The following is a 14,897-nucleotide window of genomic DNA, read 5'->3' on the forward strand; positions in this document are numbered from 1 at the left end:
TAATACCATTTTTATTCATGCAATCACCCGCCTAACCTTAGCTCCTGATTCAACACACAGATTCAAGGATTTGATCATGGCAACCACACACAACCTGGGCTTCCCCCGCATTGGCGGACAGCGGGAGCTGAAATTTGCACTGGAAGATTACTGGGCCGGCCGGCAAACCGAGCAGGAGCTGGCAATCACCGCCACTGACCTGCGTCGGCACCACTGGCAGCAACAGGCCAGGCTGGATTTCGTACCTGTGGGAGATTTTTCCCTGTACGACCAGGTGTTAGACATGTCCGTGACACTGGGCAACCTGCCTGAGAGAGCCGCAGGCAAGCAAGGCTCGGAGCTGGACGCCTATTTCCGCGCCGCCCGGGGCCGGGGCGCCAATGACAGCCCCTGTTGCGCCACCGCGGCGGGCGAGATGACCAAGTGGTTCGACACCAACTATCACTACATTGTGCCGGAATTTACCGCCGACACGCGCTTTGAACTGAACCCCGAACGCTTGCTAAGCCAGTTGGCCGAGGCGCAGGCACAGGGCGTTAAGGCCAAACCCGTGATCATTGGCCCGGTGACCTATCTCTGGCTGGGCAAAACCTCCGATGGCAGTAACCGACTGGATTTGCTGGAACGCCTGCTGCCTGCGTATTCGCAACTGCTGGAAGCCCTGGCCGATGCCGGCGCTGACTGGGTACAGATTGATGAACCGGCCCTGGTGACCGACCTGGACGCCAACTGGCGCTATGCCTTCAACCTGGCCTATCACCAGCTCAAGGCCAATCGCCCGAAACTGCTGCTGGCCACCTACTTCGGAGAACTCCGGGACAACCTGCAACTGGCCTGCGAACTGCCGGTGGCCGGGCTGCACATTGATGCCGTGAGCGCACCGGCAGAAGTCAGCCGGGTGGCGGACTGGCTGCCGAGCCACAAGATTCTCTCGCTGGGCGTGATCAATGGCCGCAACATCTGGAAATCCGACCTGAACAATATTCTGGACTGGCTCGAACCACTGAACGAAAAGCTGGGCGAGCGCCTGTGGCTGGCGCCCTCCTGTTCACTGCTGCACGTGCCGGTCGACCTGGCCCGTGAGCAGGAGCTGGATACCGAAATCCGTAGCTGGCTGGCCTTTGCAGTGCAGAAACTCGATGAGCTGCAAACGCTTGCAAAAGCACTTAACGAAGGTCGCACCGCCGTGCGCAGCGAACTGGCTGAAAACCGTATCGCCATCGAAAGCCGTCGCAGATCCAGCCGGGTAACCAACCCTACCGTTCAAAAAGCCGTTGCTGCGGTAACGCCAGAGCTGGGTAATCGCCAAAGCCCCTACCCCCAGCGAATCGCCAAACAACGGCAAATTCTTAGCCTGCCGGCATTCCCGACCACCACCATTGGCTCCTTCCCGCAAACCCCGGAAATCCGCCAGGCCCGCCTGCAGTTCCGCAAAGGCGAGCTGAGCGACACGCAATACACCGAGCAGATGCAGGCAGAAATCGCCCGCTGCATCGAAGAGCAGGAAAAACTGGGGCTGGATGTGTTGGTGCACGGCGAACCCGAGCGCAACGACATGGTGGAATACTTCGGTGAACAGCTGGATGGCTACGCCTTTACGCGCTTCGGCTGGGTACAGTCCTATGGCTCCCGCTGCGTGAAACCGCCCATTCTGTTTGGCGACATTCGCCGGCCCAGGGCAATGACTGTGGACTGGATCCGCTACGCCCAGTCTCTCACCGACAAACCGGTGAAGGGTATGCTGACCGGCCCGGTGACCATTCTGAACTGGTCCTTCGTGCGGGACGACCAACCCCGAAAAGACTCCTGCCTGCAACTGGCCCTGGCCATTCGCGAGGAAGTGCAGGATCTGGAGAAAGCCGGCGTGAACATCATCCAGATCGACGAAGCCGCCCTGCGCGAAGGCCTGCCACTGCGGCAGTCAGACTGGGCAAACTACCTGGACTGGGCTATCAACAGCTTCCGCATTGCTGCCAATGGCGTGGAAGACGGCACCCAGATCCACACCCACATGTGTTATTCGGAGTTCAACGACATCATCGAAGCCATCGCCCGCATGGATGCCGATGTGATCACCATTGAAACCTCGCGGTCAGATATGGAACTGCTGGATGCCTTCCGGAACTTTGAATACCCGAACGATATCGGGCCGGGCGTGTATGACATCCACTCGCCCAACATTCCGGACAAGGACCACATCATCAACCTGATGACCCTGGCGGCAGAGCGCATCCCGGCAGAGCGGCTGTGGATTAACCCGGATTGCGGATTGAAAACCCGCAAGTGGGAGGAAGTAACCCCGGCCCTGGAGACGATGGTGGCGGCTGCGCAAGCACTGCGGGCCTGACACTCGCGCACAGTTTTGTCCCTATATGTTACAAACCGGCGTGCAGGTCAGCCATTGGGAATATATAGGGACATCTTGATCGGCTAGTAGCCGGCGCTACCTTCATCCAGGTTGAACCGGAACTGCTCTGCGCGGCAGACTTTTGTGGTGATGTTGCCGGAAGGATCGAGCTCAAACCAACGGTAGCCCGGGGCTAGCGGTTCTACCGCAAAATCAGTGGAACCTCGCGTAAACTGAATACAGGTCGACGGAGAGGCCATTAGCTGCACGCCGTTGCGCTGCTGCTGAAGCTCCTGATGGATGTGCCCCCAGAGCACGCCTCTGACGTTCGTGTGCCGGTCGATCACCTGCCAGAAAGCCTCACGGTTTTTGAGGCCTATCTGGTTCATCCAGTCCGAGCCGATATCGACGGGGTGATGGTGCAGGCAAACCATGGTGGGCAAGCCCGGGTGTTCCGACAGGGTTTGGTCCAGGAACGCCAATTCGTCCGCCGAAAGTTCTCCATGCACTTTCCCGTGTACGGAGGAATCCAGCATAACGAAGTGCCAGCCCCCAAGCACAAACTGCCGGCGCCGGGCGTCGAATTCATCCGCAACGGCGTACATGGTGGCTGAATCATCGTGATTGCCGGCAATCCATGCAGACGGGCACTGGAAAACCTCCAGTTTCTGCCCGAAATAATGGTAGGAAGCCACGGAAGCGTCCTGGCTGATATCGCCGGTGGCCAGCACCAGGTCCGGCTGGCCATGGCTGCGCAGAGCCTCTTCAATGACGGCCGACAGGCTTTCGCGGGTGTTCACCCCCAGCAGGGCACCATTTTCCCGTGCCATCAGGTGCGGGTCTGTCAGCTGTAAGACTTTTAGCGGGCGGGCAGATTGGTGGTCAGACATTCAGGACCTGTTCTGTTCGGGGCAAACGGTTGAAGTTACAACGAGTGTACGATGGCCGGGTTCCTTTTGATTAATGTAAAATCGTAGATTGTTCACATTCTGGCCCGCAGACACAAAATTTTTGCAGTTTTTGACAACTTCACCACAGGCAGAGTGAGATGCTGTCTAGTCGATCCCCTCACCCGCCGACCAGACGGCATTCTCCATAGGCAGGTGCCCGAAGCGCAAACAGTAGTCCAGCCAGTCGGCCAGGAAACCATTCACCTGAACCTTTTCATCGGGGTGATGCATAAAACGGTTCGGGTAATCGTTCACCGGCGCGATCTGGCGCTGCCGGTAGCAACTGATGACTTCCGCCATCATTGCATCGTGGTAGACCCGCACGGTCATCTGGGGATTATTCAACCAGCGGCCGCTGTTGTGCACCTGCTCCAGCAACAGGGTTTCGGTGAACTTTGCCGTTTGCAGCGCTTCAATCCGCACTCGCCCCAGGTACTGGTTCTCCCGGTGCAATTCAAACTCGCACACCGGCTTGCCATCGGATTCCAGCTGCCGCAGTTTGCGGAGCCGCTGATAGTTGCCATCACACAACGCACCCAGCTGGCGTAAATCCGGCACATAGGACTTGGGACGCTTCACCCACTCAGTCATGCCAACCACTCCCGGCGCAGCCTGTCGCGGTTCAGCTGTAGCCACTGGATAGCAATGATCGCAGCGGCATTGTTAATGCGGCCATCGGCAATCATGGCGAAGCACTCGTCGGCGCTGACCACGTGGCTGAGAATGTCTTCGTGTTCATGCTCCATACCGAAAATACCACCGGCTTCGGCAGTGCTGACCTGGCCACAGTAAAGGTGGATCATCTCGGTGGTGCCGCCGGGGGAAACTAGGTAATCACAGATCTTGTCCAGCCGGCTGAAATTTAACCCGGCCTCTTCCTGCCCTTCCCTCTGCGCCACGTCTTCCGGGCTTTCGCCTTCTTCGTTCATTCCAGCTACGAGCTCCAGCAACCAGGGGGATTGGTTGCGGCCCAGGGCGCCGAGGCGGAATTGTTCCAGCAGTACGACTTCATCCCTTTGCGGGTCGTAGGGGAGCACGCAGGTGGCGTCGCCGCGGATGAAGAGTTCGCGGGTGAAGGTGGGCATGTCGCGGCCGTCAAAGCGCGGGTGGGTCAGCCAGAGTTTGTCCATGCGAAAGAAGCCCTGGAAGACGGTTTCGCATTTTTCGATTTTGACGTCGCTGGCGTTGAACTGGAACGGTTTCGGCATTCGGGTTTCCGGTTTGGTGTTCGGCTTGGAACGATAGCGGTAATGATGGTGAAGCTGCAAGTTACGGCCCCAGCCTTCTAGCCCGAAGTTTGGCGGTCCTTGGGACGTCCTTTCCAAAAACCGCTCCTTGCGGCACGTCCATGTGGCGCTTCTGCTCCGCCATCCATGGCTCCGCAAATTTTTGGAAAGGACGTCCCAAGGCCCGCCTCGAGCATTTTTACAGTCCGCTGAACATTAAGTACATTATTTGCGAACCATCGACCATCTTGGATCACCTGATCATCGCTCAAGAGCGCTTACTTCCGGAGATCGATTGAGCCGGGGTGGTGGGCCGGTTCAGAAATTTGCGGAGCCATGGATGGCGGAGCAGAAGCGCCCACGGATGGCTTGAGCGTTTTCTGAACCGGCCCACCACCCCGGCTCTAAGCACCCAACCAAAAGGCTAGGTGCTCACAAACTCCAACCTCAAACCTTGTCGTAAAGTTTGGAGCCAGACTCCACGAACTCCCGAGACTTGGCCTCCATGCCGGCGTCAATCGCCGAAACTTCGTCAATGCCCTGTTCTGCTGCGTAATCCCTCACTTCCTGTGAAATCTTCATGGAACAGAACTTCGGCCCGCACATGGAGCAGAAGTGGGCCACTTTGGCGGATTCCTTTGGCAGGGTTTCATCATGGTAGGCGCGGGCGGTGTCCGGGTCCAGGCCGAGGTTGAACTGGTCTTCCCAGCGGAACTCGAAGCGGGCCTTGGACAGGGCGTTATCGCGGATCTGGGCGCCTGGGTGGCCTTTGGCGAGATCGGCAGCGTGGGCGGCGATTTTGTAGGTGATGATGCCGGTTTTCACGTCGTCTTTATTGGGCAGGCCCAGATGCTCTTTCGGGGTGACGTAGCAAAGCATGGCGCAGCCATACCAGCCGATCATCGCCGCGCCGATGCCGGAGGTGATGTGGTCATAGCCCGGGGCAATATCCGTGGTCAGCGGGCCGAGGGTGTAGAACGGGGCTTCGTCGCAGCATTCCAGCTGCTTGTCCATGTTCTCCTTGATCAGGTGCATGGGCACGTGGCCGGGGCCTTCGATCATGCACTGAACATCGTTCTTCCAGGCAATCTTGGTAAGTTCTCCCAGGGTTTCCAGCTCGCCAAATTGTGCCGCGTCGTTGGCATCGGCAATGGACCCCGGGCGCAGGCCGTCACCGAGGCTGAAGGAGACGTCGTAGGCCTTCATGATTTCGCAGATGTCTTCGAAGTGCTCATACAAGAAGCTTTCCTTGTGGTGCGCCAGACACCACTTGGCCATGATGGAGCCACCCCGGGAGACGATGCCGGTGGTGCGTTTGGCGGTGAGGGGCACGTGGTGTAAACGAACACCCGCGTGGATAGTGAAGTAATCCACGCCTTGCTCGGCTTGTTCGATCAGGGTGTCCCGGAAGATTTCCCAGGTCAGGTCTTCCGCAACGCCGCCCACCTTTTCCAGCGCCTGATAGATAGGCACGGTGCCGATGGGAACCGGGGAGTTGCGGATGATCCACTCGCGGGTTTCGTGGATGTTCTTGCCGGTGGACAGGTCCATCACCGTGTCGGAACCCCAGCGGATACCCCAGGTCAGTTTTTCTACTTCGTCTTCGATGGACGAGGTCACCGCCGAGTTGCCGATGTTGCCGTTGATTTTCACCAGGAAGTTGCGACCGATGATCATCGGCTCGGTTTCCGGATGGTTGATGTTGGCGGGGATGATGGCGCGGCCGCAGGCCACTTCATCCCGAACAAACTCGGGGGTGATTTCAGGCGGCAGGTTGGCACCGAAGGACTGGCCGGGGTGCTGGTCCGCCAGCAAGCCGTTGGCCCGGGCCTCCTGCAGCTTCATGTTTTCCCGGATGGCAACGTATTCCATCTCCGGCGTAATAATGCCCTGGCGAGCATAGTGCATCTGGGATACGCTTCTTCCGGGCTTGGCGCGCAGTGGCTTTCGCTCGTCCATAAAGCGCAGGGGATCAAGCTGAGGGTCTTTCATGCGGCGGCGGGTGAATTCGGAGGTGTAGCCGTCCAGTTGCTCTACATCGCCCCGTTCGGCAATCCAGGCGGCGCGAACCGGCGGCAAGCCCTTACGCAGATCGATAGTGGCTTCCGGGTCTGTGTAGGGCCCGGAGGTGTCGTACACCACCACGGGCGGGTTCTTTTCGCCACCCATTTCAGTGGGGGTGTCGCCCACGGTAATTTCCCGCATTGGCACCCGCAGATCGGGTCGGCTACCCTGCACGTATATTTTTCGTGAGCTTGGTAATGGTTTGATTGCTGCGGAGTCTACTTTTGCGGAGTCGCTGAGGTATGCTGGTAAGTCCGTCATGATCTGCTCCCGGATGGTCTTGTGGTATCGGGTCGCGTATGACGGAGTTGCGACAAATTGCCCTACAGGCTTAGTGTCGCGGTTCATCTGGCCTTAATCCCTACGCCGGTATTATCCGGATCAGGTCGCGGGTTCTGCGTTGCAATCTCAGCCGACTGCCGGTTTCCGGCAGATCAGCACCCCGTCAAGACGCGATTCTGAATTCGTTTGTCCACAAAATACGTGGACTTAGCAAGTCTAGAGACGGGAACGATTATTGTCCATAATGGTCAACCAATACCTTTGGGTCATTGCCGGGCAGATTCCCGGAGTCAGCATTTCAGGAGAACCAATGAAAAAACGTTTACTTCCAGGATTGATCACCCTGCTCGCAGCCCAGCCTGCGCTTGCTCTGGATCTGATGGAAACCTACGAAAAAGCCCTGTCTTACGACTCCGGCATTGCCTCTGCCATGGCACAGTTCCAGGCCCAGCAGGCCGCCAGTGATGTGAGCAAGAGTTCTTTGTTGCCGCAGATTGGTGCGTTTGCTGAGGGCAGCCATGTTTCTGCAGATCCCAAAAGGGGCTCTGCCACAAACAACCGCCCATTCAGCTACGGCGTACAGCTTACTCAACCCATTTTCCGGGCTGACAACTGGTTCCGCTACGACGCCAGCCAGTTCCAGACCGAAGCCGCCCAGGCCCAGTACAACCTGGCCCAGCAGCAACTGATTCTGGACGTGGCCACCGCCTACTTTAACGTGCTGCGCGCCCAGGATACCGTTACCACCGCGCGCGCTACCGAAGCCGCCATCCAGCGCCAGTACGAACAGGCCCAGGAGCGTTTCGACGTAGGCCTGATTGCGATCACCGAAGTGTACGAGGCCCGCGCCAGCTACGACGACAGCAAGAGCCAGCGCATCGCCGCCGAGAACCTGCTGAACGTGGCGCGCGAACAATTGGCCCGGTTGACCGGTGAATACGCGGAAGACCTGGAAAACCTGCGGGAGAACTTCCCGCTGGGCCGCCCGGAGCCGATGAACCCGAATGACTGGGAAAATACTGCGCTCGACCAGAACTGGGCGATTCAGGCGGCCATGTCGCAGCTAAACGCCAGTGAGGCTAACCTCAAAGTGGCCAAGTCCGGCCATCTGCCGACTCTTGACCTTACTGCGTCATACAGTGAAACCGACATTCATGGCCGGGAAAACGCCAGCCAGTTTGAAGGATCACAAGGCGTCATCGGCCTGCAGCTGAACGTTCCCCTGTACATGGGCGGTGGCACTGAAGCCGGCGTGCGCCAACAGCGCTCCCTGGTAACCGTGGCCGAGCAGGACCTGAACACTACACGCCGGGATGTACAGGTGAACACCCGCAGCCTGTTCCTGACCGTGAACAACAACGTGGAGACAGCCTCTGCCCTTGAGCAGACCATCATCTCCCGCCGCAGTGCACTGGATGCAACCCGCGCCGGCTATGATGTAGGTACCCGGAACATTGTGGAAGTGCTGGATGCAGAACGTGCGTACTACGTGGCCCTGCGGGATTACGCCAACGCCCGCTATGACTACGTGATCAACACCCTGCAACTGAAGCAGGCGGCAGGCACCCTGAGCCCGCAGGACCTGATTGATCTGAACAACTGGCTCAGCGAAGGCGCCCGGGGCATTGAAGCCTTGGCCGAAGAAGGAAAAACACTGGGCGACCCGATGCAGTAAGCGGGCTAACCGTGCAAAATTCCGGGTGCCCTTGCGGCGCCCGGAGTTACAACCGCTCCGTAATACCCTCCACGACTTTATCCAGCGCACCCCGGTTCTTGTTAACAACCCCCAGCGCCCTCTCACCGTATGCCTTCAGCGCCTCCGGATCGTCCATCAGTGAACAGATCGCCTGCGCCAGCTCATCCGCATTTCCGACCAACTGGACACCCTGATCATCCAGTAAGCGATGATAGATTGTCTCGAAATTAAACACATGAGTACCGGAGAACACCGGAATACCCCAGGCCGCAGGCTCCAACGGATTGTGCCCTCCCCGCTCGATCAGTGAGCCACCCACGAAGGCGAGGTCACTGGCCCCGTAAAGCATCATCAGCTCTCCCATGGTGTCGCCAAGATACACCTCCGCACCAGCGGGAGATGCTCCTGTTGACCGGCGAACCACGGAAAAGCCCTCGCCTTGAGCCATCTCAGCTACCGAATCAAACCGCTCCGGATGCCGGGGCACAATGATGAGTAAGGCATCGGCGTGCTGAACCAGAATCTGGCGATGAGCCGCCAGCAATTGCTCGTCTTCTCCGGTGTGGGTGCTGCCGGCAATCCAGACGGGGCGCTCACCCAGGGATTTCCGGAAGCTGACGGAGGCCGCACGGACATCATCAGGAATATCCACATCGAATTTTACGCTGCCGGTAACTTCCACATTGCCCGGAGCCACTCCGATACGACGAAACCGCTCCGCGTCTTTTTCGGCCTGCGCGGCCACCCAGCTGATGCTTTTGATAATAGGTGCTACCACGCCCCGAACCCGTTCATACCCCCGGGCAGATCGTTCAGACAGGCGGGCATTGATCAGAAAAACAGGCACCCGACGGTGTCGGCACTGGCGGATCATATTGGGCCAGATTTCCGTTTCCATGATCACCAGAATGCGGGGGTTAACCCGATTAAGGAAACGCCGAATACCTCCCGGCGTGTCGTAAGGGGCGTAGGCATAGGCTACCCTGTCACCAAACATCTTACGGGCCTGGGCCAACCCGGTGTCGGTCATGGCGGTCATCAGAATGGTCGCACCCAGGTTTCGGGCCAACAGGCGCCGTACCATTGGGCCGGCAGCAATGGTTTCACCGACCGAAACCGCATGCACCCAGATCACCGGGCCGTGCAGTTGGGGCGCCAGCCCAAGGCGATGTTGCCAGTCTTGCCGCAACGCCGGCGCCTTGCGGCCTTGCCACCAGAGCCGGACAAGGATAAACGGCAGGGCGAGCCGGATCAGCAGGGAATAGATAAACTGGAACACGCAGGACTCCCGGCAAAACAGTGCGTTATCATAGGGATAAATTTGCTGTGGATGGGCATCTTGCCCCCCGGTAAAACGTTTGTCGATGCAGGATTCACGATTTTGAAAAAGAAGTACCGCAAACTCCCCAGAAACACCGACTACTCAGCTTACCGCCATCCCCGCTGGTGGCCAACCTGGCTGGGCATTGCGGTGATGTGGCTGGCTGCGCAGTTACCCATTCGTTTTCAGTGGTGGCTGGGAAAGATGATCGGCCTGGTTGCCTGGAAACTGGCGAAGAGCCGGCGACATATTACCGAAACCAACATCCGGCTGTGTTTTCCGGAGCTGAACAAGCACCAACAGGACGCACTGGTGCGCAATGCCTTTATCGCCAACGGCATTGGCGTGATGGAACTGGGCATTGCCTGGTTCCGAAACCCGGCAAAACTCACTGGCATCACGCAGGTTCATGGCGTGGAGCATCTTGAGAAAGCGCTGGAAGGCGGCCACGGCGTGCTGCTTCTGGGCGGCCATTACAGCACGCTGGACCTGGGGGGCAGCCTGGTTACCGAGTTTATTGAAGCGGACGTGATGCAGCGGGACCACAACAACCCGCTGATGAACGCGGTGATGACCCGTGCCCGGGGCCGGCGCTATGGCACGGTGCTGGGCGCCAAGGACCTGCGCGGCTTGTTCAAGTGCCTGAAGCAGAATCACGCGGTGTGGTACGCCACCGACCAGGATTACGGCCGCAAAGACATCGTTTTTGCCCCTTTCTTCGGCATTCCGGCCGGCAGCATTACCGCCACGTCCCGGATTGTGGAGCGCAGCAAATGCAAGGTAGTGCCGTTCAGCCACTTCCGCCGCGAAGACAAACCGGGCTACGACATCTATTTCCAGCCGGCGCTGGAAAATTTCCCGACCGGCGATGACCTGCAAGATGCTACACGCATCAACGCCATTATCGAACAGGAAATCCGCAAGGCGCCGGATCAGTACCTTTGGATGCACCGCCGCTTCAAAACCCGGCCGGACAAAGACGACCCCGGCTTCTACGGCCGCAAACGCAAGAAAAAAGGCTAGTCCCTTGGAAGACGATGCGCAGGCGCCGGTCATCTGGCTGATTACCGACAACAAACCCGGCCACCGCAACCAGTTGCGAGGCCTTGCCGGGCGTTTGCGCGCACTCACGGGCGCAAAGCTGTATTGGTTAAACGCTGCGGATTACACCGTGCCGCTCTGGCGGGCTTTGCTCGGGCTCGCTCCCACTCTGGACAAGGCCTTGCCCCAACCTGACCTGATTGTTGCGGCGGGTTCCGGCACTCACCGGCTGCTACTGGCCCTGCGCCGGTACCGCAAGGCAAAAACACTGGTACTGATGAAACCAGCCTTTCCCCTTAACTGGGTAGATGGCGCCATCATTCCCGCCCACGACGACGTAAAACCTTCAAAAACCGTGCTGAACACGGAGGGCGTCATCAATGCAATCACGCCGCTGTCCGAACTGACCGGCAAGCCCAACGCACTCATACTCGTCGGTGGTCCCTCGGAACACTTTGACTGGAACAACGACACAATCACCTCGCAGATCAGCGACCTGATTGCCCGATACCCCCGGTGGCACTGGACCATCAGCGATTCCCGGCGCACACCGGAGGCTTTTTACCGGAGACTGACGGAACTTCAAAACGAAAACATCTTGGTTGTTCACCACAGCCAGACCTACGACGACTGGCTGAAGCACCAACTGGCAACCTCCCGGGCTGTCTGGGTAACGCCAGACAGCATGTCCATGGTGTGTGAAGCCGTCACCTCTGGCGTTCCTACCGGCATTTTCGACCTGCCCCCCCGGGCTAGCAGCCGGGTGGTTAATGGCATTAGCCGCTTAGCCCGGCTGGGGCTGGTCGCCCACTGGAGCGACCATGCCAGCGTAATGGCAGAACACCGGCCACAACACCCGAGGCTATGGGAAGCCGACAGAGCAGCGCGCTGGATCATCGAACGATTTCCCCGCCTTCTCCAGCCCAGACAAGACAAGGAGCAACGACCGTGAAAATACTGCAGGCCTTGCCCGCCTTGTACAGCGGTGGCGTGGAACGTGGCACCGTAGAGTTTGCGGCAGAACTGGTCAAACGCGGCCATCAGTCATTCGTGGTCTCCAACGGTGGACCAATGGCCGAACAGGTTCGCGGCCAGGGCTCGACCCATATCCACATGCCAATTCACCGTAAAACACCCGCCTCGTTCGGGCAGGTTTTACCAATGCGCAAACTGCTGCAAGAGCTCAAGCCAGATATCGTGCACGTGCGCTCAAGGATGCCCGCATGGATTATCCACCTGGCCCTGAAAACACTGCCACGGAACGAACACCCGGCCATAGTCTCAACCTTCCACGGCATGTATTCCGTCAATCCGTACAGCGCCATCATGGCCAAGGCAGACCAGGTGATTGCAGTGTCTAACTGCGTGCGGGATTACGTGCAGACAAACTTCCATGTTCCGGACGACAAACTGACGGTAATCCAGCGCGGCGTAAACATCGACGCCTTCCGTAACCGCGCCATCAACGACCAGTGGCTGGATATCCTGCTATCGCGTTTTCCACAACTGGCTGGCAAGAAGATCATCATGATGCCCGGCCGGATTTCCCGCTGGAAAGGCCAGCTGCATTTCATGGAAGCCATGACCAGAATCGTGCGCCAACGGCCGGACTGTCACGGCATCATCGTTGGCGGCGCAGAGCCCGGTAAGGAAAGATTTCTGCAAGAGCTGGAAAAAGAACGCAGCCGCCTGGACCTGACCGGCAAGGTCACCTTCCTGGGGCAGCGCAACGACATGACTAATCTTTACCTGCTGGCCGACGTGGTTTGCCATATGTCCACCAAGCCTGAACCCTTCGGGCGGACGGTAACCGAAGCCCTGGCGTCCGGCACACCGGTGGTGGCTTACAACCGGGGCGGTGCGGCTGAAACCCTGCAGGCCTGTTTCCGCGAGGGACTGGTTACGCCGGATGATACCGGGGCCTTCGCCAGTGCGGTGCTGGGCCTGCTGGATAAGCCCCGGCCGGAGATTGAATTGCCGGAGCGGTTTTTGTTGCGGGCGCAGACGGAGGCTACGCTTCGGGTTTATCAACAAACCCTGAACGGAAAACCGGTTTGAAGGTCGCCCTGATATTCGCAACGCCTGGTAGTGCCTGGGGGGGCATGGAAAAACATGTGGCGGACCTGGCGGAAGCCCTCACGGGCATCGGACACGAGGTGCACATAATCGCCCATCCCGACTACCGCTCGCACTTCCCATTCGCCGAGTTTCACCCGTGCCCGATGAAGCTGAGCCGAAACAACCCTTGGCTTCGTTGGTGCGTTTCCCGGATATTGAAGCGGGTTTCTCCTGATGTCGCCCACGCCCACGGCAATAAAGCTGCCCTCATACTGGGCAGGTTGCCTCGTCAGACCTGGCAAACCGTAGGGACTATTCACGGAAGCAAATCAAACCTTCGCCCTTTCCTTCTGCTGGACAAAGTCATTGCCGTCAGCGGGTCGATCTACGAGGGCCTGAGTCACCCGTCCCGTCATCTGATTTACAATGGAATCCGGAAGGAAACTCCTAAATCGCCTCAAGGCAACTATCCACTCCCCGAAACAACGAACGTCATTGCTGCTGGGAGACTGGAGGCAGTAAAGGGCTTCGATATGCTAATTCAGGCATGGAGCATGATACATGACCGTTTTCCGACGGCACGCCTCACCATCTTTGGTGATGGCTCTGAAGCCAGAAACCTGCAGCGGCTGATTGACGATGAAGGCCTGAGACACGCTGTGACGATGGCAGGGCACCAAACAACACTGGCGTCGACATTGTCCCACGCCGACATGATGATCATCAGCTCAAGGCGGGAGGGGTTTCCTTACGTGTTGATCGAAGCCTTGATGGCCGGGCTGCCGGTTGTCTCAACCCCGGTGTCAGGCAGTGTCGACCTGCTTCCAGACAACGCGCTCGCCAGGGACATTTCCGCTCAGGCTATCGCCGACGTGATCGCTAGCGCACTGAACAACCTGGGTGGTCTTCAAGAATCTGAGCAATCCGCATTTGACTATGCGCAGACACATCTCACGCTCAGGGGCATGGCAGAGGCAACCGTCAGAGTGTATCAAGCCGAATAGTACCTGTGAGAGCGTCTTACCGCTCCTCGCCACCGGAACGACTGATTCCCTCAAGCATCTGCAGCTCCCTTGCCTTCGCCAATCGCATGAAATTACGGTTAGCGGCCACAACAGAAACACTGAACCCGAACCAGCCATTCAATACCTGGCGGTGAATCAGGTAATACTTCAAAAACTTCAAAGGAAATTCGACCATCAAACGCGGGGTCGAAATTCGCCGGCCCTTCCCATACAGGAACCGGGCCTGCTCGCTGGACAGTTGAGTGTATTTTCTTTCCATCTGCTCCAGAGAGATCAATGTCTTGTGCAAGACATCGCCTTTGAGCTCCAACACACTACCCGTATGCACTCTAGGCCGGTCATCGTTACTGTGTTTTTCGGCATGGATCGCAGCCCGTTTCCGGTTGTAAAGCCGCAGGATCTTCTTGGACTTGTCATGCCGAAAAGGGTGCCTCGGGTTGGGGGACGACAAAACCCAGCGCATACGATAGCCAGCGACATCCGGAGAGATCGGCTTGGAGAACAGCTGCTTGATGTTGCGCACCAGCGTATCGGAAAGCACTTCATCAGCATCCAGATCAAGCACCCAGTCATTCACGCAAAGGCTGGCGGCAAAGGCCTTTTGGCTCGCAAAGCCTTCCCATTCCCGATAAACCACCCGGGCGCCTGCGGCCTCCGCTAGCTCACAGGTTCGGTCTGTGCTTCCCGAATCAACAACGATGATTTCACCAGCCCATTCCTTCACCTTCTCAAGAGATTCCGGCAGCCTTTCCTCTTCATTCAACGTGATGTAGTAAACCGATAACGGCAGTTTCATCATAAACACCCGCAAACTGGCCCCTACTCGGCCCCAAACACTGCCGAGTTAGCGCACCTATGATAATATTTGGCCATCAGAAAAGGCTAAT

General features: G+C 58.2%; 12 protein-coding genes and 1 riboswitch. Of the genes, 6 read left to right on the forward strand and 6 right to left on the reverse strand.

Annotated features, from left to right (window positions below; genetic code table 11):
* Positions 1-76 precede the first annotated feature (76 nt).
* The gene (metE, locus tag B9Q17_RS12655) at positions 77-2,347 is read left to right on the forward strand and encodes a 5-methyltetrahydropteroyltriglutamate--homocysteine S-methyltransferase (RefSeq protein ID WP_094625492.1); all 2,271 of its coding nucleotides are present in this window, start codon (positions 77-79) and stop codon (positions 2,345-2,347) included.
* Between the two features lie 83 nt (positions 2,348-2,430).
* On the opposite strand, the gene cpdA is transcribed toward metE, so the two are convergent.
* The 4 genes from cpdA to thiC all read right to left on the reverse strand — a co-directional run bounded on the left by cpdA (position 2,431) and on the right by thiC (position 6,848).
* Complete coding sequence (gene cpdA, locus B9Q17_RS12660; protein ID WP_094625493.1) at positions 2,431-3,237, reverse strand: 3',5'-cyclic-AMP phosphodiesterase; 807 nt, start codon at positions 3,235-3,237, stop codon at positions 2,431-2,433.
* 165 nt (positions 3,238-3,402) lie between these two features.
* Positions 3,403-3,888, reverse strand: a complete 486-nt coding sequence (locus B9Q17_RS12665; RefSeq protein ID WP_094625494.1) for a DUF1249 domain-containing protein — start codon at positions 3,886-3,888, stop codon at positions 3,403-3,405.
* On the reverse strand, positions 3,885-4,505 hold the full coding sequence (locus B9Q17_RS12670) for an NUDIX domain-containing protein (protein ID WP_094625533.1): 621 nt from the start codon (positions 4,503-4,505) through the stop codon (positions 3,885-3,887). The genes B9Q17_RS12665 and B9Q17_RS12670 overlap by 4 nt, the downstream gene beginning before the upstream one ends.
* A 465-nt stretch (positions 4,506-4,970) precedes the next feature.
* Positions 4,971-6,848 (reverse strand): phosphomethylpyrimidine synthase ThiC, encoded by a 1,878-nt coding sequence (thiC, locus tag B9Q17_RS12675; protein ID WP_094625495.1) that lies wholly within the window; start codon positions 6,846-6,848, stop codon positions 4,971-4,973.
* Between the two features lie 80 nt (positions 6,849-6,928).
* Positions 6,929-7,042, reverse strand: a riboswitch (TPP riboswitch).
* 137 nt (positions 7,043-7,179) lie between these two features.
* Between thiC and B9Q17_RS12680 the strand changes: the two genes are divergently transcribed.
* Positions 7,180-8,544, forward strand: coding sequence for a TolC family outer membrane protein (locus B9Q17_RS12680; protein WP_094625496.1), 1,365 nt, complete (start codon positions 7,180-7,182; stop codon positions 8,542-8,544).
* Between the two features lie 46 nt (positions 8,545-8,590).
* Here B9Q17_RS12680 and waaA read toward each other — a convergent pair whose 3' ends face one another.
* Positions 8,591-9,844, reverse strand: a complete 1,254-nt coding sequence (waaA, locus tag B9Q17_RS12685; protein WP_094625497.1) for a lipid IV(A) 3-deoxy-D-manno-octulosonic acid transferase — start codon at positions 9,842-9,844, stop codon at positions 8,591-8,593.
* 102 nt (positions 9,845-9,946) lie between these two features.
* On the opposite strand from waaA, the gene lpxL reads away from it, so the two are divergent.
* From lpxL to B9Q17_RS12705, 4 genes are read left to right on the forward strand one after another with little or no spacing between them, the layout of a single operon-like run.
* Positions 9,947-10,909 carry an LpxL/LpxP family Kdo(2)-lipid IV(A) lauroyl/palmitoleoyl acyltransferase gene (lpxL, locus tag B9Q17_RS12690; protein ID WP_199452536.1) on the forward strand — a complete coding sequence of 321 codons (963 nt, stop codon included), beginning with the start codon at positions 9,947-9,949 and terminating at the stop codon, positions 10,907-10,909.
* Between the two features lie 4 nt (positions 10,910-10,913).
* On the forward strand, positions 10,914-11,879 hold the full coding sequence (locus tag B9Q17_RS12695) for a mitochondrial fission ELM1 family protein (RefSeq protein WP_022989903.1): 966 nt from the start codon (positions 10,914-10,916) through the stop codon (positions 11,877-11,879).
* Complete coding sequence (locus B9Q17_RS12700) at positions 11,876-12,985, forward strand: glycosyltransferase family 4 protein (RefSeq protein ID WP_094625498.1); 1,110 nt, start codon at positions 11,876-11,878, stop codon at positions 12,983-12,985. The genes B9Q17_RS12695 and B9Q17_RS12700 overlap by 4 nt, the downstream gene beginning before the upstream one ends.
* Positions 12,982-13,989, forward strand: coding sequence for a glycosyltransferase (locus B9Q17_RS12705; RefSeq protein ID WP_022989905.1), 1,008 nt, complete (start codon positions 12,982-12,984; stop codon positions 13,987-13,989). Before B9Q17_RS12700 ends, B9Q17_RS12705 begins: the two co-directional genes overlap by 4 nt.
* Positions 13,990-14,005: 16 nt before the next feature.
* On the opposite strand, the gene B9Q17_RS12710 is transcribed toward B9Q17_RS12705, so the two are convergent.
* The gene (locus tag B9Q17_RS12710; RefSeq protein ID WP_227498357.1) at positions 14,006-14,809 is read right to left on the reverse strand and encodes a glycosyltransferase family 2 protein; all 804 of its coding nucleotides are present in this window, start codon (positions 14,807-14,809) and stop codon (positions 14,006-14,008) included.
* Positions 14,810-14,897 lie beyond the last annotated feature (88 nt).

This window comes from Marinobacter vinifirmus (assembly GCF_002258215.1).
In the GTDB taxonomy this organism is placed as follows: Bacteria; Pseudomonadota; Gammaproteobacteria; order Pseudomonadales; family Oleiphilaceae; genus Marinobacter; species Marinobacter vinifirmus.